This is a genomic window from Peribacillus sp. NPDC006672, from assembly GCF_050274955.1.
GTDB lineage: Bacteria > Bacillota > Bacilli > Bacillales > DSM-1321 > Peribacillus.
Genome location: NZ_JBNNOR010000001.1, coordinates 622,813 through 645,916 on the forward strand (window position 1 = coordinate 622,813; position 23,104 = coordinate 645,916).

Consider the following 23,104-nt stretch of genomic DNA (forward strand, 5'->3'; position numbering starts at 1 on the left):
TTCGGGGAAGGAAGGAAAAAATGTTCTCAGCCTTATTCAACTCTTTTGAGTCGGGAATGATTTATGCGATCATGGCACTCGGTGTCTATTTAACATTCAGGATTCTTGACTTCCCGGATATGACAGTGGAAGGCAGTTTTGTGACAGGGGCTTCCGTTGCCGCCATTATGATCGTTAACGGTTTTTCGCCGATCATAGCCACGTTGAGTGCCATGGTTGCCGGGTTCATTGCTGGCACATTAACGGGGTTCCTGCATACGAAAGGGAAAATCAATCCACTCCTGGCAGGTATCTTAATGATGATCGCACTCTACTCCATCAACTTAAGGATCATGGGCGCATCCAACATTCCGTTGCTTTCCCAAACAACCATCATCACGAATATCCGGGATGCATGGGCTGGCACAGGAGTGGACAATGTGTTGAATGGTCTTTTAACGATCGTGGGTCTCGGTGATAGCCTGCCAAAAACGTGGGCCATATTAATCGTTATGCTGATTGTGGCTGTAGTCATTCAAGCTGGAATGTCAGCTTTTTTAAAAACGGAGATCGGTCTCGCTTTACGGGCGACTGGTGATAATGAAGCAATGGTCAAGAGTTTTTCTGCCCATACCGGAAATATGAAGATCCTGGGACTTGCAATCGGAAATGCATTTGTGGCTTTCTCGGGGTCCTTGGTTGCCCAATATAACGGTTTTAGCGATATAGGAATGGGGATTGGAATCATCGTCATCGGATTGGCATCCGTCATAATCGGCGAGGCTTTATTTGGGGCAAAAACGATTGCACGTGCGACACTTGCGGTTATTGGGGGAGCGATCATTTATCGAATCGTCGTAACTTTGGCACTCCGTGTAGATTTCCTTGATACAGGTGATGTTAAATTAATTACGGCACTTATTGTGGTCGGTGCACTTGTCATTCCGAAAATTTCCGATAAACAAAAGGAAAAAAACCGGAAGAAAAGGCGGCTCAAAGAAATACAATTGCGTCATGGTGGGACTTTATCGAAAAGGGGGGGAGAATATGCTTCAGTTAAATCAGATTTATAAGGTCTTCAATGAGGGGACACCGGATGAAAAGTTAGCCCTTGGAAATCTTGAACTGCATATGACTAAAGGTGAATTTGTAACAGTCATCGGAAGTAATGGAGCAGGTAAATCGACGTTGATGAACATGATTTCCGGTAAGATTCTCCCTGATGCCGGTGAAGTCATCATTGATGGGGAAAACGTATCGGCAATTGAGGAACATGCCCGTGCTAAAATGATTGGCCGCGTTTTTCAGGATCCGATGCTGGGGACGGCACCACATATGACGATTGAAGAAAATATGGCGATTGCATATGGCAGAATCAACAGAAGAGGTTTGGGCTTCGGGGTGACAAAAAAACGGAAAGAGCTTTTTAAAGAATGTTTGGGTACCCTTCACTTAGGCTTGGAAAATCGGATGACTGCAAAAGTGGGGTTATTATCAGGAGGGGAGCGCCAGGCACTATCATTGCTCATGGCGACCTTCACCGATCCTAAAATCCTGCTTCTTGATGAACATACAGCAGCACTCGATCCTTCCAGGGCAGAGCTTGTTACAAATCTGACGAAGGAAATCGTTAAAAAGAACCAGTTAACGACGTTGATGGTGACCCATAATATGCAGCAGGCCATCGATCTTGGAAATTCCTTGATCATGATGGATAAGGGACAGATCATTTTTGAAGCCAGAGGCGCTGAAAAGCAGAAGCTAACCGTTGAAAAACTGCTTAACGAATTCCAGCGCATCAAAGGCGAAAAAATGCTCAATGACCGTGCAGTGTTGATTTAAGGATGATGAAAAGGCCCGACCCAGGTGAGATTAACCTTGGGTCAGGGCCTTTTATTTTTGGGGTAATTAATCAAATCAGGTCCCTATTACTGAATGAATGTCGAAGAAGGACTTGAACCTAGGAAAAATGGTTATGGTGGGGTGCTCATTAACGATCTTGAATATAATCGATGTTAATCGCTGTCGGCTGTGCTCCATGTTGAACTATCATTCTTTCTGTTATTTCCAAAAATCATTTTTATGAATGGCCTTTTCTTCGTCTTTTTAGTGGCAGCAGCTTCTTCAGCCGCGAGGAAATAATCAAATGGCTGAATAATTGGTGTTTCTAACGCTTCGATACGAGCTTCGAGCTTTTTAACGAGTTTGTGCATTTCTTCCATTTCACTTCTGTGCTGTAAAAGTTGATAGGATACAACATCGTCCGCTTTTGTTTTCAGTCCATTTTCAAGCCTGACGACCCGTTCTATCAGTTGATCATGTTCTTTATTCGTTTCGGAGTGTTTCTGGACGGTTGCTTTTCTAATCTTTTTCTCTGATATACTGACCTTTTGGAGAATGATGCCCTCGTTCAGCTGATCTTGGATTTTTCTCAATAATGCAATGTCTTCCTCTGAAAACTGATAGTGGCCAAGCTGATTCCGTTCTACTTCCATGTTCAATTGGGTGACCCAGCGTTGGATCGTACTATGGGAAACATTCAGTAACCGGGCAACTGCACTTGTATTCATCGAGATTCCCCCTTTTGTTGTTGAATTCGATAAGTATGAGGCATTTCCTTTACAGATGACAAAACAAGTATTCATTCGGCAAAGAAAGTGGATTTCCTACGTAATTTGCATGAGGATCGATCCGAGAAGGAAATCCTTTTGGAGTCGATTTTGGCAAATGGTGAGTCTTTTTAGGAGATTTAAGAAGCATTTGTGATAATGTGCTTGATTCAATCAAGTTAAAAAGGGAAAAATGACTCAAATGTCGAATTACCCTTTGACAATGAAAAAAGGAGGACTAGTATGAACAGGATTAACCTTGTAACTCTAGGTGTTAAGGATATCAATGAATCCTTGAGGTTTTATCGGGATGGGTTGGGATTCCGCACATCGATTAAAGAGGAAGAACCAGCAATCGTTTTTTTTAATAATGCAGGAACGAAACTTGCTTTGTATCCTTTAGAGGAGTTAGCAAAAGACATCAATGAGAAAGCACCGCCTAAGAAACATGGTTTCCCGGGTCTTACACTCGCTTATAATGCTAAATCAAAAGAAGAAGTGGATGACGTGATCAACAAGGCTGAAAAGGCTGGGGGAACGATCGAGAAATCACCTCAAGATGTTATTTGGGGAGGATACAGCGGATATTTTTCAGACCCCGATGGTTACTATTGGGAGGTTGCGTATTCGAAGGATTGGAGTTTTGATGAAACGGATATGCTCATTATAAAGTAACGCGCATTGCGGAAGGACTGGAAAATCAAAAGACTTGGACCTTTCCCTATGCCTTCAGGAGTTGGATCATAAAAAAAGGGCTGTTGCCTTGCCACGGCCTATACGGAGTGCTAGTCAACAGCTAGTAATCATGTGCCTTTTTACTGTGAAACTACATGCTTGGCAAGTTCTTTACTTATTTGATTGCCCATTCGCTTCGATTGCTCAGTCGCCTCTTGTACACAGGCAATGAATGCTTCTTGCACCTGATGTGCTTGAAGTGCTTTCAGACCTGCTTCAGTCGTTCCGCCTGGTGAAGTTACTTCCTTTCTTAGCTCAGCAGGCGTTTTAGGTGATTTCTGTAACATATCGGCCGCACCCATCAGTGTCTGGAGAATCAATTGTTTCGCGGTTTCAGAATCGAGACCTATTTTTTCTGCTGATTTTTCCAATGCTTCGACCAAGTAATATATATAAGCCGGTCCGCTTCCTGATAAGCCTGTTACCGCGTCTAGCTGGGCTTCGTCAACGACTGCTACGGTTCCTACCGTTTCAAAAAGGGTAATCGCCGTTTGTAATTGTGATTCTTTCGTGTGACCATTAGCCGCAAGGGCAGTTGCTGATTTTCCTACAGCTGCCGATGTATTAGGCATGGCACGGACGATCGAGAACTGTTTGTTGGCGATTCCTTCCAAGCTTGTTGTATGAACCCCGGCCACCACAGAAATGAACAGCATTTCTTTGCGAATGTATTCTTTTATTGATTGCATCGTTTTTAAAATATCTTTCGGCTTCACCGCTAGTACGACAAGATTTGCATTCTGTACTAATTGCTCCAGCGATCTTGTGGCAGTTACACCGTATTCTTTTTTTAAGTAATCGAACCGGTCATCATTGGATTTATTTGTTACAAAAATATTTGCTGGATCAATTACTTGTTGAGTCACCAGCCCCGAAATGATTGCTTCTGCCATCGATCCAGCCCCGATAAATGCGATTTTTTTCATATTTCTCGCTCCTTTTTCTTTTGAATTTTCGGTCTTTTTTAAAAACAAAAAGACCCCTCATCCAATAAAGGACGAAAGGTCTAGCTTCCGTGGTACCACCTTTGTTCAACTTTTCCATAACAAAAAAACAGAAAAGCTGCACTTGAATCCTCTAACGCGGGAATTACGTCAGGTTTTCCTGAAGGCTCATAAGGTAGGTTCAATAATGAGGGGGCGATGAAGCCTTTCAGCACTTCCGAGCTTCACTCTCTTTACGCCATCAATAAATTTACTTGGCCTTAATCAAAGCCATGCCGTCTTTAATTACTTGTGATTATGAAGGATAGATCAGTACTCTGTCAATGATAATATATGCATGGACGACAAAAAATAGACATGAATTATGTGAAAATAATGACAGTGATTAAAAATACATGTAAAATGGTAATTATACCTACATTTTCTTGATAAGTGTACTAAGAATCCCGTCTAGCGTATAAAAAGATTTATATAAATATAATTTCTAAGGTGGAAAAGATTATGGCGAATTGGAATGGAGATATCGCAAAACTTGCATTGCCCACACCATTTGCAGTGGGCGATGTGAATGTTTATGTTGTTAAAGGGGATGCTTTAACCCTAATTGATACTGGAGTTAAAACAAAACGATCAAAGGAAGCTTTGATTAACGGACTTGGTGATTTGGGTCTGGAACTGACTGATATCGAACAAATCATTTTAACCCATCATCATCCTGATCATGCTGGTGCACTCGATTTCTTTGAAAAGGAAATCCCTGTTTATGGACATAAAAACAATCAGCGCTGGCTGACTATCAGTGATGAGTTCCTTGAAACCCATAATCGTTTTTTCCTTGATTATGCCACGAAGTTTGGAGTGGCAGAAGAGCTGAAAAATAAACTGATCCATAACCGCGGCGAAATCAGTTTCCTTAGTCAACGGAAGCTGCGTGGATATTTGGCTGAGGGGGATGAGCTTCCTGGTCTTCCAGGCTGGAAAGTGATAGAGACTCCAGGGCATGCGCAAAGCCATTTATCCTTTTACCGGGAAAGTGACGGTATCATGATCGCGGGTGATCACTTGCTTGCTAAGATTTCACCTAATCCTTTAATGGAACCTCCTTTACTTCCGGGCGGTAAGAGGCCTCGTCCGTTACTGCAATACAATGCATCACTTCAGAAATTATTGGATTTTTCCATTTCCACTGTATACTCCGGACATGGAACTGAAGTGGAAGGAGATGCGGTTGCCGACTTGATTCAATACAGATTCGATCGGCAGCATAACCGGGCCATGCAGGTGAAAAGCATGCTTCAAGATAAGCCTTTATCGGTTTTTGAAGTGTGTCAGCAGCTTTTTCCGAAAGTATACCTTGAGGAAGTGGGCCTGACACTTTCGGAAACGGTCGGTCAGCTGGACTATTTAGAAGATTTGGGTGAAGTCGAAACAGAAATCCAATCAGGGGTCATTCTGTATTCAATCGCTTAATGTTCGCAAGGAGGCTCACTTTTTTGAATAAGTTACAAGGGAAAGTTATTGTTATTACCGGTGCTTCCGGAGGGATTGGCAAGGAAGTTGCAATCCAAAGTGCAAAGCAGGGAGGCCGTCTCGTCCTCTTGGCCAGAAGTCTGGAAAAATTACAACAGCTAAAGAATGAACTAATCAACCAATATGGGATTGATGCATATGCCTATAAGCTCGACGTTGCAGATACTGATCAGGTGACAAGGGTATTTAATGACATCCATGAGCAAATAGGTGAAGTGGATGTGTTGGTCAATAATGCCGGTTTCGGCACGTTTAAAGAAGCGCAGGATACGGAATTAAATGAAACGAAAGCAATGTTTGCTGTTAACGTCATTGGATTAATGGCCTGTACAAAGCTGGTTCTTCCTTATATGAAGCGGAGAAAATCGGGGCATATCATCAATATCGCTTCACAGGCCGGTAAAATTGCCACTCCTAAATCAACATTGTATTCTTCGACCAAGTTCGCAGTTCTTGGCTATTCAAACGCACTTCGGCTCGAGCTGATGGAAGATCATGTTTTCGTGACCACCGTCAATCCTGGGCCCATAGAAACGAATTTCTTTAACATTGCAGATGAATCAGGGACATATTTAAAGAATGTTGAAAAATTCATGCTTAAGCCTGAAGATGTCGCGACTAAAATCGTAGCGGCGATGCTGACCAATAAGAGGGAAATCAATCTCCCTGGCTGGATGAATTTAGCTGGGAAATGGTATAACATGTTTCCAAAGATCACCGAATCTTTAGGGAAAAAAGCATTCTTCAAAAAGTAGCTGGACTTACAAGGTGAATAAGGTCAGCGATAGATAAAACAAAGGGGGAATGTCATTGGACATTCCCCCTTTGTTTTATAAAAAAATTTGAATAAATTGGTAACCATTTCATTGGGAAAACCGTCTATTTTTTAGGAGGGATTTTCATGAAGATGATCGTAAACCTTTTTATATATATAATTGTTGCCTTTATTCTGGCTAGCTGTCAATCTTCTGATAGGAACATGCATGAGGCCATCGATAAGGGGGAAAAAGGTTTCATTACAGATCTTGACGATAAAAGGATTTTGGTTAAAGGGACATACTACAAGGTGACCAATGATACATATATTCAAGATCAACATGGGAATGACCTCGATTATGCTGACCTGGAAATCGGGATGAAAGTGAAACCATGGCACCTGGGCGGGGTCAAGAAAACATTTCCTGGGAAAGCGGAAGCGGAATTGATTCTTGTTTTGACGGATGCAGAAAGCTTAGCCGAACAAAGGGCGGTCACTGCTGCCATCAATCATGTCAGCAAAGCGGAAAGTCAGCGATTCATGGTTCTCCAGGTCAGCCATTTGCCCTCAGAACATGTATATAATATCGAAATGATGAATCGTTCCAACTTAGATTCTTCATTCATGGTGACAGTTGAGGATTTAACGGATGAAATACTATATATAAAATAAAAGAAATGAATAAAACCGGACTGAATCATTTGGAATTCTGTCCGGTTATTTTATGGGAATCCGCTCACACGAATGAGCTCACGTCCTGGATTTTATAAAGTTTTCGCACCTAAATATTTTGGTTTCCAATAAGAATTATCCATATCCGCGATGGCTATTCCTTTTGAAGATGTAGCACTAATGAATTGACCATTTCCGATATAGATCCCAACATGTGATACTCCTGTTCTTCCAGAAGAAGTATCAAAGAATACAAGATCACCTTTAGATGGTGAAGATACTTTTAACCCTGTATTTGAATAGAGCAATGATGTTGTACGCGGTAAGGTAATTCCTTGTGATTTCTGGAATACATAATAAATGTAGCCTGAACAGTCGAATCCAGTTGGTGTTGTCCCGCCCCATTTGTAGGGTTTGCCGATTAAGGTTTTTGCATAGCTGATTAGGCTTGTATTATTGACATTATAAACACCAAGCGCATTAAATGTGCCTCGGCCGGCAATTCCGTCGGCAGTTAATCCTTTAGCTTTTTGGAAGTTTTTTACTGCAGATGTAGAATACGTGCCGTAATATGTAGTCAGTGAACCTGAATATGTGAAATAACCTTTGGTTTTTAAAAGTTGTTGTAGTTGTTTGACATCGTTGTGTGTCATTCCGGGTCTGAGGGTTTGATCTCCGATATTTGCAAAGGCTTGCAGTGGGGTTAGCATCATGGCAGATGCAACAGCAGCTGAAGCGATCCATTTCTTCATAATTTTCATTTCCTCTCTATCTATCTCTCTTTTATTCTTAACAATATTATCCTACAATACCATTATGACAATTAGACATAATTTTGGTTACAATTTAATTACAAAAAATGAGTAATAAGACTAAAAACAAATAGACGAAAGACTCTTGAAAACATCGAGTGGAATTTTGAAAAATGAGCCTTTTGATTCATTTAGGATTATTCAAGTTCCTAATTGATCTGTTTTTTAAAAACTATATGGATACAGAGTTTAAATTTGGTATTTCACCCGTTTTTAGGGCCTATTATATTTTTCAAGGAAATTACATTAAAAAGTAGAAATTTGTATGAAAACTTCCATTGAATAAGAACGTATATTCGGTTAAAGTTATGAATATAATAAAAGCGAACGTATATTCTTGTTAGGGTGAAGAAATGATGGATTATGGGACAATGCCGAAACAATCAATTATGTGTATCGATATAAAAAGTTTTTATGCAAGCTGTTCAGCGGTCATGCTTGGTCTGGACCCACTCGATTGTTATCTGGCGGTGGTTGGTGATTTGGAGAGGACGGGGAGCATTGTGCTTGCGGCTTCCCCAAAGATGAAGAAGGAATTTGGCATCAAGACAGGTTCGCGGAGGTTTGAGATTCCGAATGATCCAAGGATTGTCGTCGTTGAACCCAAAATGGCGACCTATTTAAGGGTCTCAACGGAAATCACCCGCTTGTTCAACCGTTATGTGCCCAAAGAAGCGATTCACGTGTATAGTGTGGACGAAAGTTTTGTGAAAGTCGATGGTGCCGCTTCTTTATGGGGAGATGCCCAGGTGATAGCTGAAAAGATAAAAGATGAAATCGAACGGGAATTACAGCTCCCCTGTGCCATTGGAATTGGTCCGAACATGCTTATGGCAAAACTTTGCCTTGATTTGGAAGCCAAGCATAAAGGGATTGCGGAATGGAAATATGAGGATGTGCCGAACAAACTTTGGCCGATTGCCCCGCTTCGTGAAATGTGGGGAATCGGCAGGCGCGTAGAAAAAATCCTTCATGGAATGGGAATATTCACGGTCGGGCAGCTTGCCAATTATGATCTTGAATTACTTGAAGCGAAGTTCGGAATTATGGGCAATCAGCTTTACCACCATGCGTGGGGAATCGATTTATCGGATATGGGGGCAACAATCATCGAAGGGCAAGTCAGCTTTGGCAAAAGTCAAATCCTGCTAAGGGATTATAAGGAGGAGCATGAGGTCAAGCAGGTCATGCTGGAAATTTGCGAAGAGGTTGGAAGAAGGGCACGTACCCACCGCAAGGCAGGGAGGACGGTCAGCTTAAGCATTGGTTACAGCAAGGATGAGTTTGGCGGAGGTTTCCATCGTTCGCGTTCGATCAGTGAACCGACTAACATTACGATGGAGTTATATAAAGTTTGCCTGGAGCTTTTTCATGAGAACTATAAGCAAAAAACGGTTCGGAGCATAGCGGTCACACTCTCGAATATTGTGGATGATAACGAAATGCAGCTGACTTTATTTGATGCTTCGCGCTGGAAAAAGCGGGAATTGAGTTACACGGTTGATCGAATCCGCCATAAATATGGACCCAAATCGTTATTGCGTGCAGTTTCGTATACAAAAGCGGGTACAGCCGTTTACCGAAGCAGGCTGCTTGGTGGGCATAAGGCGTAAGGTCGACTTTGAAGGGAGGGAAAAGAATGATTCGTGATCGCGGCCGTATCAAATGGACATCGATGATGTTGCCGGAGCATGTGAAGATGCTCCGGGATTGGGTGGTGGAGGATGGCCATGAAACGAAGCGCATCCTTGATGAGCAGCAACTGGAAGAAATGAATGCGGTAATGGGGGAAGCGATGGAGGAAAGAAAGGATGTCACGATCGCTCATTATGAAGGAAACCGGTATCAGCTGTTAATCGGCAGGATCCATTATTATAATGAGCTCACCCAAAAGCTTCATATCGTCGATCGCTTTCAGCAGGCTCACTATATCAAGCTTTCCGATATAGCGGATGTAAGGATAATGGAATGATTAGCGGAAGGGTTGTTCTCAAGGGAGCCTTTCATTTTCGAAATGATATCGGTCCTCTTTAATGCATTTTCTTCTTGGTGAAAGGGAATCATCGGGGCAAAAGAGAATCTGGGCGATCTTGCAGAAGGAAGCAGTTTCATTAACAGAAACATTTTTATCGTTTATAATGGGGGAATGCAAAGACATCGGGAGGCATGAAATCATGTATATTGAATGGACGGAAAGAGCGGCTGAGAAAATAGCCGATAAGGTTCAGGGAAAAGAAGGATATTTACAGTTGAAATATGATACTGATGGCTGTGGCTGCGTGGTAAGTGGTGTGACGGCGCTATGGCTGGTCAACGAACCTGAAGAAGGTACCGAAAAAGCGGAAACGAACGGAATTCCCTTATATGTGGAGAAATCAAAAATGATTTTTCTGGATGAAATCATGAAAATAGACTTTGTTCCGGAAGCGAACAGCTTTCAATTAAAAAGTCCGAATCAAATCTTAAATCCGAGGATGAGCTATTTTAATAAAATCTAAGAAGCAAAGAGGGAATCGTGGATACCCTCTTTTTTCTGCTCAGACAAGTTTGAGAAACTGATCGATTTGATCTTCATATTCTTTTGGATTTTCATTATAAGATTGAGCGTGGGCCCCTTTTTTAGCGATGTACAGCTGCTTTGGGCCCTCCTTTGCTGCATATAATTCCGCTGTCATGGAAGCGGGAATGAAGCTGTCATTTTCACTATGGATGAAGAGCACGGGGGTTCGGATGTTTTTCATATAATCGATGGGGGACACTTCATTTGTCCAATATCCATCACGGAGTTTGATGAACGTACGCCCAAGCGGAAACACGGTCCAAGAGGGAACTGGGATTACAAGCTTGAGCTGGTGTTTGATCTGATCCTCGAAATTTGAAAATGGACAGTCGGCAATGTAAAAATCAGCACCATCTTCAAGCATTCCGGCATATAAAAGCATGGTTACGGCCCCCATGGATTCTCCATGAATACCAATATGAAGATCGGAACCTTTACGTCTTTTCAATTCATCGATTACGGCCTTCAGGTCGAATTTTTCATAATGTCCATAACTGCTCGTCTTGCCACCGGACTCCCCATGCCGACGATGGTCATAAATAATGGCGTTGAAGCCACGCTTAAGAAAAATATTCATGTACTTAATCGAATTGACTTTGTTTTCCGTAACACCATGAGAAATGACCACCCATTTATTGGTATCATGCGGTTCGATGAACAAGCATTTCAAGGAATATCCGGATGGTGAGGATACCCAAATTTCTGTTTTAGGCAGATTATCAAAATCCTCCCTGATCAGGCGTTTAGCCATGATTTCACGATTCTGGATAAAATCGGTTTCCTTCTTTTTCATGTACATAATCCGATTGGAAAAAAAAATGCCGACGCCGATGATATAGGTTAGGATTCCAGCTATTGCAAACCACCATTTTTTCATGAAGGGTCCTCCTCGGTTGATTTTCTTTATTTTACCATGAGGGAAATGGGAAAACACTGTTTGAAAACCATAACGAGGAAAACGGCAGTCGTGATATAATAATTTCAAATAAATGGCCAGGAGGTTTTAAGGATGAAAAAGAAACAGCCGCGAAATCAAAATCAAAGCAAAAACCAAGATAAAGATTCATCATCATTGAAACTTGGTGATATGATCAATCAAGATATCATGTCCCAGCTTCGTCAAAAGCAAAAGGAACTGAATGAGGCTGAACAAGAGAAAAGGGCAGTAGAGGAAGAAAGAAAACGCGAAGAAAGAAAGCAGCGGGAGAAGAACAAATCATTCGAGGAGCTATTGGGTGAAAGCAATCTAAACTGGAAGAACTATAAATGAAGAACGGGGAGCAGTTTAAGTTTTAAGAGGGCTGGCTCCCTTTTTCTGTTCAGGAAGACCATTCCTCGCTGATATTCCTTTATTTTATAAAGTATAACGATTATATTAAAGATAAGTTCGATATGCTCTCATATCGGATGGACTACTATTAGCTGGTGATATGATGCAAAGTAAAATAGAAAAAGTACTGGAAGACCAATTATGTTTTCTTCTTTATGCAAGTTCAAGGGAAATGACGAAGAAATATAAACCTCTGCTTGATAAACTCGAAGTGACATATCCTCAATATCTCGTTCTTCTTCTACTATGGGAACAGGATACACTTACAGTAAAAAAGCTAGGGGAGCTGCTTGCCCTCGACTCAGGAACGCTTACCCCCATGTTGAAACGAATGGAGCAGAATGGCTTGATTGTCCGTGAACGTTCCATTGAAGATGAACGGTCTGTCATGATTAAGTTGACGGAAAAGGGACTTGGTTTACAGGAAGAGGCCTGTTTCATTCCCGATCGCATTTCGGCTATGTCGGGTGGGGATAAGAGGGTGGTTGAAGATTTGAAAGCTTCGCTGCTCCAACTATTGAAAACATTAAAGGAATTGTAGCAAAAAAGACGCTTGGGAATCCCAAGCGTCTTTTTATCGGGTTTAATCTACCTCTATTTCGAAGGCGACGTCCACATTGCCGTTGATTGCTTTTGAATAAGGACACATTTGATGTGCTTTATGAACAAGGGTTTCAAATGTCTCTTTATCAATCCCGGATCCCTTCACAGCCAAAGTTACAGCCAAGCTGTACTGATGCATCTCACCCATCAATAGACTGACGTTTGCAGTGACTTTGGAATCGAAAGAAATGCGTTCAATTTTACCAACTAATTGCAAAGAACTATCAAAACATGCAGCATATCCAGCAGCAAAAAGCTGTTCCGGATTAGATGCTTCAGGCATCTGTTTAGCCCGTGTCGTTCCGGGCATCGCCATATCAACCGTGAAATTGCCGTCAGCAGAAATAGCCGTACCTTCTCTTCCGCCATCGACTGTTACGGACGTTGTAATTAATGTTTTTGTCATCATTTTTCCCCCTATCTTTTACCTTTTTAATTGTGTACAACTAAATTGTACAACACCATTTGTGGAATGGCAATGAAAAAAGTTGAAAAACAATAATGATGGGAAACTTGAAAACGGTACAGAAGCAGTATGGCGAAGTAAACGATAAAACGATGGAACGGAAATAGGCTGCCCATCCCGTCGGTTAAACGAGGTAGGCAGCCTACAAACGTCCTTTGAAACAATCAATTCAGTTCATCATTTTTTATTCCCGGTGACTTTCATATTTGTTCGCTTTGGTCAACTGCTTCAAGATATCAAGCTCGGTTTTGGACAGTGAGGAGCTGTTAGCAGCCTGGCAGTTTTCCCGGAGTTGCTGTACCGAACTTGCGCCTGGTACAACGGTAGCGACGCTTTGATGGGACAATACATATTGAAGTGCCGTTTCATTAAGCTTCCTATCAGAAAGTTTGTCCTTTATTTGCGGAAGCAAATCTTTAAGTTCGTGATAACTATAGTCAAGGTATCCATCCTCGTTTGCCTTTTCGAGCATTTTCTCACTAAGCAGCCCTTTAGCAAGGGGCCCACGGGCGATGATGCTTATCTGTTTGTTGGCCAAAAGGGACATCCATTCTTCTGGGCGGCGATCGAGTAGATTATACTGCATCATAACGGAATCAAGCTCAGACTTTTTAGTGAATTCCTTGATTACATTCGGACGAATTGAGGAAATTCCATAATATCGGATATATCCTTCTTTTTTTAGCTCTTCAAATGCTTCTGCCGTTTCTTCGATATTGTCTGACGTGGTGCCTCCATGTAACTGATAAAGGTCAATATAATCAGTTCCCAATCGTTTTAAGCTATCTTTTACTGCCGTTTTAATATAAGCGCTAGATGGATCCCAGCTCCAGGCATCCTTATTTTCATTCCAACGGTTTCCGACCTTGGTGGCTATGTATACCTTATCACGGACCGATTTTAAATTCTTTCCGACGATTTCTTCATTCATACCGAAATCATATAAGTCAGCAGTATCGAAATAATTGATTCCTTCATCTAAAGCGGCCTGTATGATTTCGGATGCCTTATTTTCAACAGTCCCCAATGACATGCATCCGAGCCCGATTTCAGATACTAGCATTTCTGAATTGCCTAGTTTGCGTTTTTTCATGTTATCCACTCCCTTTACATTCATTGTAAAGGAGAAATCCATTCCACTCAAAGAATTCACTTGATCCGTTTTAAAGGAGTGGGTGGCACCTGGTGTATGTCGGCAATCCAATCATTGATATAGACATATTGATTTTGCAATTGTTTTAGTTTTTGAATGATTTCCCAACTCTTTCCGGATAAAGTAACGCTTTTTTCAAATACGTAAACTTTCATTAAATCGCCCTCCCTCTCTATTATGGTAAAATGTATGAGGAATCATGCTGAAATTAGAACAAGGAGTGGTCAGGATGAAAAAATTTGAAGAAAAAACGCTGTCTTCGGAAAAAATCTTCACAGGAAAGGTAATCAGCCTGCAAGTGGATGATGTAGAGCTTCCTGATGGGAAAACGGGTAAACGTGAAATAGTGAAACATCCGGGAGCAGTTGCCATCATAGCTCTTACGGCAGAAAATAAAATCATCATGGTTGAACAGTACCGTAAAGCCCTGGAGAGAAGTTTGGTGGAAATCCCTGCAGGAAAGCTGGAAAAAGGCGAAGAACCGGTCCTATCGGCAAAACGGGAGCTTGAAGAGGAGACAGGTTATGAATGCGAAAAAATGGAGCACATCATATCCTTCTATACATCCCCAGGTTTCGCCGATGAATTGGTTCACCTGTATGTGGCCCACAATTTGAAAAAGAAAGAAAATGCGGCCCCGCTGGATGAAGATGAATTTGTCGAGATGATGGAACTCACGTTGGAGGAAGCCCAAACTTATATGGCTGAAGGGAAAATCCAGGATGCCAAAACGGCATATGCCGTTCAGTATCTGATGTTGAAAAAGGCGATGACTTCATAAATGAAAGAGTTTTACGCTGACCTCCATATCCATATTGGCAGAACGAGAAGCGGAAGGGCCGTGAAAATAACAGGTGCTAAAACGTTAACCTTCAGCAATGTGCTGCAAGTGGCAAGTGAAAGGAAGGGCCTTGATCTAATCGGGATAATCGATTGCCATTCTCCTGAAATTATCGAAGAGATCGAAGCGGGGATACTAAATGGTGAAATCACGGAAAAGATTGAAGGCGGTCTTCAATACAAGAATACAACCATCATTCCAGGCTCGGAGATAGAAATTTATGATCAGAATTGTAATGGACCAATCCATGTCCTCGCCTATTTTCCCACTTTAAAAGCGATGAAGGTATTCTCATCATGGATGAGCGGCCATGTTAAAAACATCACATTAAGCTCGCAAAGGATTTATTGTGATGGAAGAACGTTACAAAAGATGGTGAAGTCACTGGGCGGCCTGTTTATCCCGGCACATGTTTTCACCCCATTTAAAAGCTTATACGGGAAAGGGGTACGATCCAGTCTGACAGAAGTATTAGACCCAGAGCTAATTGATGCCATCGAACTTGGTTTAAGTTCAGATACAGAAATGGTCAAGGATATCGAAGAGTTGGAATCCTATGTATTCGTGACAAATTCTGATGCGCATTCACTTGGGAAAATCGCTCGTGAATATCAAAAAATCCTGCTTGAAGAACCAAGTTTCAATGAGTTGGCAAAAGCCCTTCAAGAAAAAGAAAATCGAAAAGTAACCGTCAATTATGGATTGAATCCCTTATTGGGAAAGTATCATCAAACCGTATGTTCAGGGTGTTTACACCAGGTATTGAGGGATAGTGAAAAATGTCCTGAGTGTGGTAATAAGTCGATTATAAAAGGGGTATCATCCCGGATCAAAGAACTCTCCATTTCCAAAGTGAACGGAAGATATGGGAGGAGGGAAAGACCGCCATATATCCATCAAGTACCACTTGATTTCATCCCAGGGCTTGGACCTAAATCCATGGAAAAGCTGCTGGTGGCATTTGGAACCGAGATGAATATCCTTCATGAAGTAACGCTTCAACAGCTCATGGAAATCGTTCCTGAAAAATTGGCGGGCTACATCGATTCTGCCAGAAAAGGGACGCTTTCTTTTGAAGTGGGGGGCGGAGGCAAGTATGGAAAGGTCAAAAAGGAAAGCTAACAAAAAAAGTCCTGACAGATGAGATGGCTAACTGTCAGGACTTTTTTTAGTATGTTGTTTTTGCATAAATGGAGGTGTCCCGCAATTCCTTGCCATCTGCACTAAGACAGTCATACCGCAAAGTTCCCTCAAAGGCGTACCCTAGCTTCTCGGGAATCCGTCTGCTGGCAATATTATTAGGGTCACAGCGGATTTCGACCCGCTTTGCACCATAATGGTAAAAAGCGAATTTAGTTAACTTCTCTATCGCTTCCGTTATGTACCCTTGTTTACTGTACCTCGTATCAATCCAATAGCCAATTTCGAATTTAGGGATATCCCAGTTAATTCGGTGCAGACCAGTGGAGCCGATGAATTGATCGTCTTCTTTCCTATAAATATGGAGTCTGATATCTTCTTTTAAAATAAAGTCCGCAAATGATTTCAGAACATTCTGTTCTGAAATTTCCGAAGAGGCATCCTGATGGGCAAATGGCAGCCATTGTTTCAATTCATGTTTAGAATGGACAATGGCTTCGTAAACGTCAAGGCCGTCACCAGGCTGACAAGGCCTTAGATATAATCGTGGGGTTTCAATCTTCTCTGGGAAATCCATTAATATAGCTTTCATATCCTGCCTCCAAATAATTATTATGGAAAATTATAACACAAATGAAGGTTAAGCTGTTCTGCTGATGGGAAAGTTTTCTTAGCATAAATGAGAGAGTGAAAACATAGATTCTAGTAAGTGGAGTTGGGAGGATGAAAGATGAAAAAAAGATCTGTCGTACAAAATGCCGTAATGAAACATATTAACGAACATTCCTCATTATATGTCTTTATCACTGTGCTTTTTTTGATGGGTGTCATTTTTGGGGCAGTACTGGTGAATAGTTTGAGCTTTACCCAAAAGGAGGACTTGTTCTATTATTTATCGCAATTTTTCGGACAAGTTTCCAAAGGTGAATTTGCATCTTCGCATGATATGTTCAGCCAAAGTATTATGCATAATATAAAATATATCGGCGTCATCTGGATTCTCGGAATATCGGTCATAGGTTTGCCGGTCATCTTGGTTTTGTTATTTATAAAAGGAATGGTTGTTGGATTCACAGTCGGCTTTTTAGTCAATCAAATGGGATGGAGTGGGTTTTTATTATCGTTCGTCGCCATTCTGCCCCAAAATATATTCATAGTCCCGATATTCATCGTGATAACCGTCCTTGCCGTTTCACTATCAATGAAAATGATCAGCCGGATTTTCCTTAAGCAGGTCCGTGATCCGCTGAAGCCGATAATATCACGGTATATTTTCTCGTTGATTTTGTCGGGGTTATTTTTGATAACAGCTGCTTCATTTGAAGCGTACCTATCCCCTTCTTTAATGAAAAATGTCATAAGCTTATTGGGTAAGTGATGGAAAGTTGCCGTTCCCGTAATTTTTTTTATCATTAACAAGAAATCTATTTTGACAGTTTTCCCTCTTTTGATATAATGGATAAGATAGCGGCGCGGGAGGGAATATTAGGTATGGAAATAGAAAACAGAATTGATAGGATAAAAAAGCAGTTGCACTCGTCCAGCTACAAATTAACGCCTCAGCGAGAAGCGACCGTCCGCGTTTTACTTGAGCATGAAGAGGATCATTTAAGCGCAGAAGACGTTTACCTCCTTGTTAAAGAAAAGTCGCCGGAAATTGGATTGGCAACAGTTTACCGTACGCTAGAGTTGCTGACTGAATTGAAGATAGTAGATAAAATTAACTTTGGAGACGGGGTTTCCCGTTATGATTTAAGACAAGAAGGGGCTGCGCATTTCCACCATCATCTTGTTTGTGTGGAATGTGGCGCGGTAGATGAGATCCAAGAAGACCTGCTTGAAGACGTTGAAGACATTGTGGAACGCGACTGGAACTTCAAGATAAAAGACCATAGATTAACCTTTCACGGCATTTGCCATCGATGTCATGGCAAAGAAGAAAATAAAGGTGAATGAAGTCGGACCTTTTCCATTTAATGGAGAAGGTTTTTTGCATTTTTAAAAGGCTAAAAACCTATTGCCAGGCATCTTAAGAAAAAAATCGGGATGAAGGAATGAATTTTCTCACGTAAAGCCTGTTTTTGCTACGTATAAAACTTGTCCTGTTGGGCATAGATTGATACAAAGGATCTAATGGGAGGGGAAAGATGATGAAAACATCCTTATCGCTTGTTTTGCATACGGCTAAAGTGATGGTACTCTTTGTTAGCTTCACTGTTCTTTTTTATATAGGAATGGTATGGTTGAATCAGGAATATCAAAGTTATCATCGTTATGATGAGCCCAAAGGTATGGCCGTAAAAGTATCGAAGGCTGTTGATACGGGTGATGATGCATGGCTTGAACGCTTAATGTTGTTTTATTTAAACGGGGAGTAATGAATATGGAGAATCAAATTAGGGATTTCATTCATTTTTTAACCATTGAAAAAGGACTTGCCAAGAATACGCTCGTTTCCTATGAGCGCGACTTAAGATCATATTGGAGCTATCTGAAAGATGTCGAAACCATTAACGACTGGAATGATTCACGGCGGGTGAACATCTTGCATTTTCTCGTCCATTTGAAGGATCAAGGGAAATCATCGAAGACGGTAGCGCGTCATATTGCCTCCATTCGATCTTTTCATCAATTTCTTCTAAGGGAAAAAGTAACTGATGAGGATCCGTCCATACATATAGAAACGCCAAAACCAGAACGAAGCCTTCCAAAAGTATTAAGCATGGAAGAGGTTGAAGCATTATTGGAAGCCCCGAAGATATTGGATGAATTCGGATTACGCGATAAGGCGATGCTGGAACTGATGTATGCGACAGGTATGCGTGTCAGTGAATTGATATCCATGGATGTGGGGGATGTCCATGCATCGATGGGTTTTGTCAGGTGTGTAGGGAAAGGAAATAAAGAGAGGATCATTCCGATTGGGCAAACGGCATTGAGTGCCATTGAACATTATATGGAAGGGTCTCGAGGGAGGTTGGCCAGCCCCAAGCACAGGACGGATTCCCTTTTTTTGAATCATCATGGCAACAGGCTGACAAGACAGGGATTTTGGAAGATTCTAAAAAAACTTGTAAAATCGGCACAAATAGAAAAAGAAATTACACCACATACACTGCGTCATTCTTTTGCGACACATCTATTGATGAATGGGGCTGATTTACGTGCCGTCCAAGAAATGCTGGGTCATGCGGATATTTCGACAACTCAAATTTATACACATATTACGAACGTACGGATCAAGGATGTATATTCAAAATTCCATCCGCGAGCTTAAAAAATAGTAGAATGATAGAAAGGTTGTGAATTTAACTGCGAGACAGTTAAAGGAAGCAGCCTTTTTTCGATATGGACTGGGCTGTCAAATGGATGCTGACGATTCTCGCGCACATCTGATGACAGTTTGTTTCATTTCGAAATATATTATTTGTCTCAATCATGGGTAATCGTTTACAATGTAGAGAGGTCAGACTTCTGACGTTCTCGTGATTTCATTTAATTGAAGAGTATCTGAGCAGAATAAGGGTATTATAGAGAGTATAAAAAGTGATTTACTATTTTAGGAGGAATGACTCATGAAAGGAAATTCAGCGTTTAAACGTATATTTGTTGTGGTTATGGATTCAGTTGGAATTGGCGAAGCACCTGATGCCGATTTATTCGGTGATAAAGGGGCGGATACACTTGGCCATATCGCTGAAAAAATGAATGGATTGAAAATGCCGGTTCTCGCAAAATTGGGTTTAGGAAATATCCGTGAAATAAAAGGGATTGATAAGGCTCAGCAACCTCTCGCATACTATACGAAAATGAAAGAAGCATCTACAGGAAAAGATACGATGACTGGGCATTGGGAAATAATGGGATTGAATATTTCCACCCCATTCCGTGTATTTCCCGATGGTTTTCCGGAATTATTAGTCAATGAACTTGAGGCAAAAATGGGTCGTGGAATTATTGGGAACGTCCCGGCAAGCGGAACGGAAATCATTGAAAGACTTGGTGAGGAACATATGAAAACGGGTGCGTTGATTGTATATACATCAGCTGATTCCGTTTTACAGATTGCTGCACATGAAGATATCGTTCCGATAGATGAATTATACAAGATTTGTGAAATTGCTCGTGAGGTGACAATGGCTGATGAGTTCAAGGTTGGACGCGTGATTGCCAGACCTTTCACGGGTGAACCAGGCAGCTTCAAAAGAACGCCTAACCGCCACGATTATGCATTGAAGCCTTTTAACCGGACAGTAATGGACGAATTGAAGGATTCTGGATATGATGTTCTCGCAATCGGGAAAATCTCGGATATCTTTGATGGGGAAGGCGTCACTGAATCATTAAGGACCGTATCTAATATGGATGGAATGGATAAATTAATCCAAACGATAGAACAGGACTTCAATGGATTAAGTTTCATTAACCTAGTCGACTTTGATGCTTTATACGGCCACCGCCGCGATCCTGAGGGATACGGAAAAGCATTGGAAGAATTCGATGCTCGGATGCCGGAAGTCCTTGAAAAACTGAAAGAGGATGATTTATTGATCATCACTGCCGATCACGGGAATGATCCCGTCCATGAAGGAACCGATCACACACGTGAATATGTCCCATTATTAGTTTATTCCAAACAATTTACAGAAGGTGCCGAGCTGCCAATTAGAGATACATTTGCTGATATCGGGGCGACGGTCGCTGCCAATTTTGATGTGAAAATGCCTGCCTTCGGGAAAAATATATTGGGCGATATAAAATAAGGGGAGATTAAAAGATGTTTAATAAAATAGAGACAGCTGCGTCATTTATAAAAAATAAGATTGAAGGCTCCCCGGAGATAGGACTGATTCTTGGTTCTGGACTTGGAGTATTGGCGGACGAAATTGAAAATCCCATAACGATTCCATACCACGAAATCCCGGAATTTCCGGTATCGACTGTTGAAGGACATGCTGGACAGCTTGTCATTGGTCAATTAAGTGGCAAAAAAGTTGTAGCAATGCAGGGGCGTTTTCACTTTTATGAAGGATACTCCATGGAGAAAGTCACATTTCCAGTACGTGTAATGAAACTTCTTGGAGTTGAGCAGTTAATTGTAACGAATGCTGCGGGAAGCGTTAATGAAAGCTTCGCACCTGGTGACTTGATGCTCATTACGGATCATATTAATTTAATGGGGGCAAACCCATTGATTGGTCCTAATGAAGAGCGTTTCGGCCCTAGGTTCCCTGATATGTCAGAAGCTTATAATAAAGGCCTTCGGACACAAGCTAAAAAAATAGCATCAACACTCGGGTTGGATATTAAAGAAGGTGTCTATATCGGAAATACAGGACCGACTTATGAGACACCTGCCGAAGTGAAAATGGCAAGGATCCTTGGCGGGGATGCAGTTGGTATGTCGACAGTTCCGGAAGTTATCGTAGCTAGACATAGCGATATGAAGGTGCTAGGAATATCATGCCTTACCAATATGGCCGCAGGTATTCTGGATCAGCCTTTGTCGCATGTAGAGGTAATTGAAACAACGGAAAAAGTGAAAAGCAGTTTTCTGGAATTTGTTAAGCACATCGTTAAAGACATATAAAACGATCCAAAAAAATACAAGTACACCCTTTTAGAGCGGTGTCTTTAAAAAAGTGGGGATTCTAATATGAGAATGGTAGATTTAATCGAGAAAAAGCGTGATGGAAAGGCTCTTTCTACTGAAGAAATACAGTTCATTATCAAAGGGTTTACCGATGGATCGATTCCGGATTACCAAATGAGTGCTTGGTCAATGGCTGTTTATTTCAAAGGGATGAATGAGCAGGAACGTGCTGATTTAACCATGGCAATGGTCGAGTCGGGCGATCAAATTGATTTATCGATGATTGAAGGAATTAAGGTCGATAAACATTCAACAGGCGGTGTAGGTGATACCACAACACTAGTACTTGGACCATTGGTTGCTGCTGTAGGTGTTCCAGTGGCAAAGATGTCAGGACGGGGTCTCGGTCATACAGGCGGTACGATCGATAAGTTGGAGTCTGTACAAGGTTTTCATGTCGAAATAGAAAATGACGAGTTCATTCGACTTGTAAATAAAAATAAGATAGCTGTCATTGGGCAAAGTGGCAACCTGACCCCAGCGGACAAAAAGTTATATGCATTGCGTGATGTTACGGCTACCGTTAATAGTATCGGTTTGATTGCCGGCTCGATTATGAGTAAGAAAATCGCTGCTGGTGCAGATGCGATAGTACTCGATGTTAAAACGGGAGCAGGCGCTTTCATGAAAACTCTTGAAGATTCCGAAGAGTTAGCGCACGCGATGGTGAGCATTGGGAATAATGTGGGACGAAACACGATGGCTGTCATTTCCGATATGAGCCAACCGCTGGGTTACGCAATCGGAAATGCTTTAGAAGTGAAAGAAGCCATCGATACGCTTAAAGGGGAAGGACCGGAAGATTTAACGGAACTTTCTTTAACGCTAGGAAGCCATATGGTATACCTTGCCAAAAAGGCAAGCTCGCTTGAAGAAGCAAGAACCCTGCTTGAAAATGCGATCAAAGATGGTTCTGCACTTAACTCGTTCAAGGTCTTCCTAGAAGCGCAGGGAGGCGATGGTTCGGTTGTAGATCAGCCGGAAAAACTTCCTCAGGCTGCTCATACTTTCGAGCTGGAAGCGAAAGAGGACGGATATGTATCGGAAATCATCGCTGATGAAGTAGGAACGGCAGCTATGCTTTTAGGAGCAGGCCGGGCGACAAAAGAATCAGAGATAGATTTGGCAGTCGGGCTGATACTTCGTAAAAAAATCGGAGAAACCGTTGCAAAAGGTGAATCCCTTGTGACGATTTACAGTAATTTTGAAGATGTTTCAAAGGTAAAGGAAAAATTATATGAAAGCATTGCGATTTCAAAAGAGAAAGTAGAAAAACCTACTTTGATCTATAAAGAGATTATGGAATAAATATTTTCAAAA

28 protein-coding genes are annotated in these 23,104 nt (G+C 41.6%); 20 read left to right on the plus strand and 8 right to left on the minus strand.

Features of this window, described 5'->3' with window-relative positions:
* Positions 1–20: 20 nt before the first annotated feature.
* Both ACQKKK_RS03120 and ACQKKK_RS03125 read left to right on the plus strand, forming a co-directional pair.
* The gene (locus ACQKKK_RS03120) at positions 21–1,052 is read left to right on the plus strand and encodes an ABC transporter permease (protein WP_427613977.1); all 1,032 of its coding nucleotides are present in this window, start codon (positions 21–23) and stop codon (positions 1,050–1,052) included.
* A complete protein-coding gene (locus ACQKKK_RS03125) occupies positions 1,027–1,821 on the plus strand; it encodes an ABC transporter ATP-binding protein (RefSeq protein WP_427613979.1) in 795 nt (264 codons plus the stop codon). Before ACQKKK_RS03120 ends, ACQKKK_RS03125 begins: the two co-directional genes overlap by 26 nt.
* A 173-nt stretch (positions 1,822–1,994) precedes the next feature.
* On the opposite strand, the gene ACQKKK_RS03130 is transcribed toward ACQKKK_RS03125, so the two are convergent.
* On the minus strand, positions 1,995–2,549 hold the full coding sequence (locus ACQKKK_RS03130) for a MerR family transcriptional regulator (protein WP_427613981.1): 555 nt from the start codon (positions 2,547–2,549) through the stop codon (positions 1,995–1,997).
* A 282-nt stretch (positions 2,550–2,831) separates the two neighbouring features.
* Between ACQKKK_RS03130 and ACQKKK_RS03135 the strand changes: the two genes are divergently transcribed.
* Positions 2,832–3,263, plus strand: coding sequence for a VOC family protein (locus ACQKKK_RS03135; protein WP_427613983.1), 432 nt, complete (start codon positions 2,832–2,834; stop codon positions 3,261–3,263).
* A 140-nt stretch (positions 3,264–3,403) separates the two neighbouring features.
* On the opposite strand, the gene proC is transcribed toward ACQKKK_RS03135, so the two are convergent.
* Positions 3,404–4,249 carry a pyrroline-5-carboxylate reductase gene (proC, locus tag ACQKKK_RS03140; RefSeq protein WP_427613985.1) on the minus strand — a complete coding sequence of 282 codons (846 nt, stop codon included), beginning with the start codon at positions 4,247–4,249 and terminating at the stop codon, positions 3,404–3,406.
* Between the two features lie 519 nt (positions 4,250–4,768).
* Here proC and ACQKKK_RS03145 point away from each other — a divergent pair.
* The 3 genes from ACQKKK_RS03145 (at position 4,769) to ACQKKK_RS03155 (ending at position 7,226) form a co-directional block, all read left to right on the plus strand.
* Positions 4,769–5,737, plus strand: a complete 969-nt coding sequence (locus ACQKKK_RS03145; RefSeq protein ID WP_427613987.1) for an MBL fold metallo-hydrolase — start codon at positions 4,769–4,771, stop codon at positions 5,735–5,737.
* Positions 5,737–6,552, plus strand: a complete 816-nt coding sequence (locus tag ACQKKK_RS03150; protein WP_427613989.1) for an SDR family NAD(P)-dependent oxidoreductase — start codon at positions 5,737–5,739, stop codon at positions 6,550–6,552. Before ACQKKK_RS03145 ends, ACQKKK_RS03150 begins: the two co-directional genes overlap by 1 nt.
* 146 nt (positions 6,553–6,698) lie before the next feature.
* Positions 6,699–7,226, plus strand: coding sequence for a hypothetical protein (locus ACQKKK_RS03155; protein ID WP_427613991.1), 528 nt, complete (start codon positions 6,699–6,701; stop codon positions 7,224–7,226).
* 92 nt (positions 7,227–7,318) lie between these two features.
* On the opposite strand, the gene ACQKKK_RS03160 is transcribed toward ACQKKK_RS03155, so the two are convergent.
* Positions 7,319–7,978: a C40 family peptidase gene (locus ACQKKK_RS03160; protein WP_427613993.1), complete on the minus strand. Its 660-nt coding sequence runs from the start codon at positions 7,976–7,978 to the stop codon at positions 7,319–7,321.
* Between the two features lie 413 nt (positions 7,979–8,391).
* On the opposite strand from ACQKKK_RS03160, the gene ACQKKK_RS03165 reads away from it, so the two are divergent.
* From ACQKKK_RS03165 to ACQKKK_RS03175, 3 genes are all read left to right on the plus strand, one after another.
* On the plus strand, positions 8,392–9,651 hold the full coding sequence (locus tag ACQKKK_RS03165; protein ID WP_427613995.1) for a DNA polymerase thumb domain-containing protein: 1,260 nt from the start codon (positions 8,392–8,394) through the stop codon (positions 9,649–9,651).
* A 26-nt stretch (positions 9,652–9,677) separates the two neighbouring features.
* The gene (locus ACQKKK_RS03170) at positions 9,678–10,010 is read left to right on the plus strand and encodes a YolD-like family protein (protein WP_427613997.1); all 333 of its coding nucleotides are present in this window, start codon (positions 9,678–9,680) and stop codon (positions 10,008–10,010) included.
* Positions 10,011–10,212: 202 nt separating this feature from the next.
* Positions 10,213–10,536, plus strand: coding sequence for an iron-sulfur cluster biosynthesis family protein (locus tag ACQKKK_RS03175; RefSeq protein ID WP_318686005.1), 324 nt, complete (start codon positions 10,213–10,215; stop codon positions 10,534–10,536).
* Between the two features lie 39 nt (positions 10,537–10,575).
* Here the strand turns inward: ACQKKK_RS03175 and ACQKKK_RS03180 are convergent, their stop codons facing one another.
* Positions 10,576–11,475: an alpha/beta hydrolase gene (locus ACQKKK_RS03180; protein ID WP_427614000.1), complete on the minus strand. Its 900-nt coding sequence runs from the start codon at positions 11,473–11,475 to the stop codon at positions 10,576–10,578.
* A gap of 132 nt (positions 11,476–11,607) precedes the next feature.
* Between ACQKKK_RS03180 and ACQKKK_RS03185 the strand changes: the two genes are divergently transcribed.
* Both ACQKKK_RS03185 and ACQKKK_RS03190 read left to right on the plus strand, forming a co-directional pair.
* Entirely contained in the window at positions 11,608–11,868 is a 261-nt protein-coding gene (locus ACQKKK_RS03185; protein WP_427614002.1) for a YqkE family protein, read from the plus strand.
* A 163-nt stretch (positions 11,869–12,031) separates the two neighbouring features.
* Positions 12,032–12,469: a MarR family winged helix-turn-helix transcriptional regulator gene (locus ACQKKK_RS03190; RefSeq protein WP_427614070.1), complete on the plus strand. Its 438-nt coding sequence runs from the start codon at positions 12,032–12,034 to the stop codon at positions 12,467–12,469.
* A gap of 42 nt (positions 12,470–12,511) precedes the next feature.
* On the opposite strand, the gene ACQKKK_RS03195 is transcribed toward ACQKKK_RS03190, so the two are convergent.
* The 3 genes from ACQKKK_RS03195 to mciZ form a co-directional block, all read right to left on the minus strand.
* The gene (locus ACQKKK_RS03195; protein ID WP_427614072.1) at positions 12,512–12,937 is read right to left on the minus strand and encodes an Ohr family peroxiredoxin; all 426 of its coding nucleotides are present in this window, start codon (positions 12,935–12,937) and stop codon (positions 12,512–12,514) included.
* 244 nt (positions 12,938–13,181) lie between these two features.
* Positions 13,182–14,090 (minus strand): aldo/keto reductase, encoded by a 909-nt coding sequence (locus ACQKKK_RS03200; RefSeq protein ID WP_427614004.1) that lies wholly within the window; start codon positions 14,088–14,090, stop codon positions 13,182–13,184.
* A gap of 56 nt (positions 14,091–14,146) precedes the next feature.
* A complete protein-coding gene (mciZ, locus tag ACQKKK_RS03205) occupies positions 14,147–14,305 on the minus strand; it encodes a Z-ring formation inhibitor MciZ (protein ID WP_427614006.1) in 159 nt (52 codons plus the stop codon).
* Positions 14,306–14,379: 74 nt separating this feature from the next.
* On the opposite strand from mciZ, the gene ACQKKK_RS03210 reads away from it, so the two are divergent.
* Positions 14,380–14,931 carry an NUDIX hydrolase gene (locus tag ACQKKK_RS03210; RefSeq protein WP_427614008.1) on the plus strand — a complete coding sequence of 184 codons (552 nt, stop codon included), beginning with the start codon at positions 14,380–14,382 and terminating at the stop codon, positions 14,929–14,931.
* Entirely contained in the window at positions 14,932–16,113 is a 1,182-nt protein-coding gene (locus tag ACQKKK_RS03215; protein WP_427614010.1) for an endonuclease Q family protein, read from the plus strand.
* 46 nt (positions 16,114–16,159) lie between these two features.
* Here ACQKKK_RS03215 and ACQKKK_RS03220 read toward each other — a convergent pair whose 3' ends face one another.
* A complete protein-coding gene (locus ACQKKK_RS03220; RefSeq protein ID WP_427614012.1) occupies positions 16,160–16,723 on the minus strand; it encodes a GNAT family N-acetyltransferase in 564 nt (187 codons plus the stop codon).
* A 138-nt stretch (positions 16,724–16,861) separates the two neighbouring features.
* Between ACQKKK_RS03220 and spoIIM the strand changes: the two genes are divergently transcribed.
* From spoIIM to ACQKKK_RS03255, 7 genes are all read left to right on the plus strand, one after another.
* Positions 16,862–17,509, plus strand: coding sequence for a stage II sporulation protein M (spoIIM, locus tag ACQKKK_RS03225; protein ID WP_427614014.1), 648 nt, complete (start codon positions 16,862–16,864; stop codon positions 17,507–17,509).
* A 119-nt stretch (positions 17,510–17,628) separates the two neighbouring features.
* Positions 17,629–18,087 carry a Fur family transcriptional regulator gene (locus ACQKKK_RS03230; protein WP_061466137.1) on the plus strand — a complete coding sequence of 153 codons (459 nt, stop codon included), beginning with the start codon at positions 17,629–17,631 and terminating at the stop codon, positions 18,085–18,087.
* A 191-nt stretch (positions 18,088–18,278) separates the two neighbouring features.
* Positions 18,279–18,509: a YqzK family protein gene (locus tag ACQKKK_RS03235; protein WP_370662551.1), complete on the plus strand. Its 231-nt coding sequence runs from the start codon at positions 18,279–18,281 to the stop codon at positions 18,507–18,509.
* 5 nt (positions 18,510–18,514) lie between these two features.
* Entirely contained in the window at positions 18,515–19,408 is an 894-nt protein-coding gene (gene xerD, locus ACQKKK_RS03240) for a site-specific tyrosine recombinase XerD (protein WP_427614016.1), read from the plus strand.
* A 298-nt stretch (positions 19,409–19,706) separates the two neighbouring features.
* Positions 19,707–20,894: a phosphopentomutase gene (gene deoB / locus ACQKKK_RS03245; protein WP_427614017.1), complete on the plus strand. Its 1,188-nt coding sequence runs from the start codon at positions 19,707–19,709 to the stop codon at positions 20,892–20,894.
* A 14-nt stretch (positions 20,895–20,908) separates the two neighbouring features.
* A complete protein-coding gene (locus ACQKKK_RS03250) occupies positions 20,909–21,721 on the plus strand; it encodes a purine-nucleoside phosphorylase (protein ID WP_427614019.1) in 813 nt (270 codons plus the stop codon).
* Positions 21,722–21,787: 66 nt separating this feature from the next.
* The gene (locus tag ACQKKK_RS03255) at positions 21,788–23,092 is read left to right on the plus strand and encodes a pyrimidine-nucleoside phosphorylase (protein ID WP_427614021.1); all 1,305 of its coding nucleotides are present in this window, start codon (positions 21,788–21,790) and stop codon (positions 23,090–23,092) included.
* Positions 23,093–23,104: the final 12 nt, after the last annotated feature.